Consider the following 3571-nt stretch of genomic DNA (forward strand, 5'->3'; position numbering starts at 1 on the left):
ATGATGGACTCGAACCATCGACACCCTGATTAAAAGTCAGGTGCTCTACCGACTGAGCTAATGGCTCGCAAAAAGCGACTTTTTTAAAGATACCACATTTCCTAACCCCTTGTCAACCGCATTACCGCGGCGACAGAAGTAATCTTATCATGTATAACACCTGAATCTCAATAGAAAAATACGAACAAATCCACACGAAATCCTTAATGGAACTGAATAAGAGCTGGATATCTCGTTCAATCTTAAATGTGATCACTTGCACAAGTGATTTTGACAAGATAGGATTACAGATAGAATTTTACGAAGGGAGCTGAATTTCCTGACTGATCATTCACTAATCGTAACCTGCTCTCCCGGATACGAAACATATGCATTTGATGAATTGAAAAAAATCGATCCTTCATTAAAGAATCGCTCCGGTCTGGACAGAGGCATTTTTCGGGTACGCTCAGATCTTTCATTTTCGCCATTCAGCCAAAATGTCCGGGCCGGAAAGCCGATTTTCACTCGCCATATTCAACCGATCGATGAGATTCAGGAGATTGACCGGACGAAAGAAGATTTTTTACGCTTCATCGAAATGCAGAATAAGCTGATAAGTACAGTATCACCTGGAACGAAGATCGCGATTCAGGTTCGCCGTGTAGGGGGGCTGGATTTCGGTTACACCACATATGGAGTGAAAGAAGCTTTGGACCCCTTTTTGCTTGAAAAAGGAGCCGTGCCTGTCGTTCAAAATCCGGATATCGTGATGTCTATATTCTTGACCGGTTCTCAGGCGTATTTTGGTATGTCAACACCAATCGAGAATCTGTCTGACTGGCCGGGTGGCGCAGTCCGTTTTCGTAGGGAAGAGAATCAAGCGTCCCGCTCTCGCTTTAAGTTAGAGGAAGCATGTGTGGTATTCGGCATTCAATTGAGCGCCTACAACCGGGCATTGGATTTGGGAGCAGCTCCGGGCGGATGGACGAGTTTTTTGCTGGATCAAGGGCTGCAAGTTACGGCGGTTGATACGGGTGCAATGAATCCGGAATTGCTGGAGAATCCAAATCTGGAGTTTGTTAAAGCGAATACAGCAGAGGTATTCTTTGAAGAGGACTCTTTTGACATGATGACTTGTGATATGAGTTGGGATCCGCTACATACAGCCAAAATTGTAAATCGGCTGGCACCCTGCCTGCGTAAAGACGGGGTATTGGTGGTAACAATTAAGCTTATGCATAAAAAGATTTTCAAAACGGTCGAAGAGTTTGTTCGGATTTTAGAGCCGGAATTCGAAAAAATTCAAGTGAAACAGCTGTTTCACAACCGTGACGAGGTCACCGCTTATCTTATAAAAAAATGACCACCAAAAAAGACGAGGTACATGTGCCTCGTCTTTTTCTTACTTCTATTCTTCCACCTTCAGCTTAAAAGCAACATTTCCCCAAAGTTTTGCTCTGACTTGATCCTCAATCTTTACATTTGAAATTGTCGGCTCGCCAACACCTTCGATTTGATTTTCGTACGAGATGTCACAAAGAAAGATTGTTGACCGGATTCCGAATTCACCACTACTTTATAAGATTTTCCGCCGTCCACCTCTCCTGTTACCGTGGAACCGAATGAAGTTTGTCGGGCAGACGGTTGATATACCACCTCTGTTACGGAGGCCCAGTCCCTTCCACCTTTTCCACTTCCCGCCCAATCTCCACAAGCACCGCACGGCCGTTTTTCAACTTGATCTCAACCTTGTCACCGATTGCGATGTCGGAAGTGGTGCCGCGGCCTTTCGTATGGAAGACGAGAATTTTATCGGTCAAATCGACCTTCACTTCGCCGCGATCCTCATCGGCTACTGTAATCGAATTTTCACTGAGCCCGGTTACTACCCCTTCAATTTCAATATGTTTTTGCTTTTTCTTCTTCTTCAACTCCGGAGGTAATACCTCTCCCGAATTGTTGAGCAGCCCTTACGAGCAAGCTGGCTGCCCACACCCGGCTCGCCTCTTTCCCGAGTTGAAGCGAGTCCTCGTTAGAATCAAATAACCCTTTTTCGAGTGCAACCGCGATATACCCTGTAGCCCATCCATAGTGCTTCTGAATGGTTTCCGCATCTTTGAAATTTAAGGTCACATTCTGCTTGACTTCAGCCTCCGCTTCTAAGCCCATGAGTTTTACAGCCGTGATAACAGCTTCCGCCCGATTAATCGGCTTGTTGGGCTTGAAAGTTCCATCCGTATATCCTATGAACACTCCCCCGCCTTCACTTCGAGAGGCTGGGGTTTCTGATCTACGCTTTACCGTGCCTTAGCGACCGTCCGTTAGGACAGTCTTACTCTTTCGAGTATAAGTACACAGGATCGCAAAATCAGCAACATGCCTTTCGGCATGGGTCGTGCCAGACCTTCTACTACTTTCGTTTACACTACTCGTAGATACTTCATCTGAACCTTGTCCACAATTAGTTGTATGTTCCCATACAACGACTTCGCCAGAATATTGCTTGCCCCGTGAATATCCCGATGCTGTTGATAGCCGCATTTGCACTTGTACACTCTTCCAGACACTTTTTTCCGTCTTCTGCAAACAGGACTTGTTTGCGTTGTGTACGATTCATCCACTTGCTGTATCTGGATTCCTCTTGCCTGCAACTTGTACGTCAGATACTCCTGCAGCTTTCCAAACTGCCATTGCGATAATTTTTGCGTTACCTGGCGCGGAAGTTTCCTCCGATTCTTTTTCTTTTTGGCTGAAGTATTGCGTTGTACGCCTTCTACATCGCCTACCAGCACGTATTTAACTTGCTGTTCTTCACACCAATCCGCATACTTTTACTTGTTTTGTGAAGGATGTCTTTGATCTGCGCCTCGCTCTTTGACAAGATATATTCCATTGCTGGCCGCCCGAATCGGATCCAAAAATCTCTGAGCATAATGAGGAAGATCTTTGTTATACGGCAGTCGTGTGAGGAGTACAGGATAGCTTCCATTATCATTCGGCCGGTAAATGTCGGATCGAAGGATTGTTCCGTCCCTCATGGAACAAGCAACATTTTTTTCAATTAGCGCCTGAAAAGTTTCCATAAAAAATTACGCCCCCCAACGGAATGAATAAATATCTAAAAGCCGCCCCCGCTTTCGATCAATTTTGAATTTTTTAGCTATACATCTATATTCTTTTTCATTCTCCAATATCCTCCAGCACGCAGTACCCGAGGACTTCCTTTCGCATAAGACAAAATCCCATAAAACAAAAAAGACCTGATCCACAGATCAGGTCTTATGGTGCCTAGCAACGACCTACTCTCCCAGGGCTCGTGCCCAAGTACCATCGGCGCTGGAGAGCTTAACTTCCGTGTTCGGGATGGGAACGGGTGTGTCCTCTCCGCCATTGTCACTAGACATGCAGGGATGTTGTACGACTTGCTTCCATCCATCCGTCAGACCCACAAGGGCTTGCAGACCTCATCAGGGATTTACAGACCCTTCAGGACTGGCAGAGCCTTCAAAGGACTTTCAACAACCACTTTAAGAGGCTTTCAGCAACTTTAAGGGGCTTTCAGACCCTTATTTTGCTTTTTTCGGGATGG

General features: G+C 45.7%; 5 protein-coding genes and 1 rRNA gene. 1 reads left to right on the plus strand and 5 read right to left on the minus strand.

The genetic code is table 11. The annotated features are described in order from the left end of the window. Positions 1-382 precede the first annotated feature (382 nt). Positions 383-1345 carry an SAM-dependent methyltransferase gene (locus ACFO8Q_RS06180; RefSeq protein WP_380024860.1) on the plus strand — a complete coding sequence of 321 codons (963 nt, stop codon included), beginning with the start codon at positions 383-385 and terminating at the stop codon, positions 1343-1345. A 298-nt stretch (positions 1346-1643) separates the two neighbouring features. On the opposite strand, the gene ACFO8Q_RS06185 is transcribed toward ACFO8Q_RS06180, so the two are convergent. The 5 genes from ACFO8Q_RS06185 to rrf form a co-directional block, all read right to left on the minus strand. Then, entirely contained in the window at positions 1644-1913 is a 270-nt protein-coding gene (locus ACFO8Q_RS06185) for a hypothetical protein (protein WP_380024861.1), read from the minus strand. After that, the gene (locus tag ACFO8Q_RS06190) at positions 1882-2235 is read right to left on the minus strand and encodes an S-layer homology domain-containing protein (RefSeq protein ID WP_380024862.1); all 354 of its coding nucleotides are present in this window, start codon (positions 2233-2235) and stop codon (positions 1882-1884) included. Before ACFO8Q_RS06190 ends, ACFO8Q_RS06185 begins: the two co-directional genes overlap by 32 nt. 167 nt (positions 2236-2402) lie before the next feature. Further along, positions 2403-2774 (minus strand): zinc ribbon domain-containing protein, encoded by a 372-nt coding sequence (locus ACFO8Q_RS06195; protein ID WP_380024863.1) that lies wholly within the window; start codon positions 2772-2774, stop codon positions 2403-2405. 39 nt (positions 2775-2813) lie between these two features. Beyond that, complete coding sequence (locus ACFO8Q_RS06200; protein ID WP_380024864.1) at positions 2814-3065, minus strand: CocE/NonD family hydrolase; 252 nt, start codon at positions 3063-3065, stop codon at positions 2814-2816. 203 nt (positions 3066-3268) lie between these two features. Beyond that, positions 3269-3383 (minus strand): 5S ribosomal RNA (rrf, locus tag ACFO8Q_RS06205). Between the last annotated feature and the right edge of the window lie 188 nt (positions 3384-3571).

The organism is Effusibacillus consociatus (assembly GCF_042652925.1).
GTDB lineage: Bacteria > Bacillota > Bacilli > Tumebacillales > Effusibacillaceae > Effusibacillus > Effusibacillus consociatus.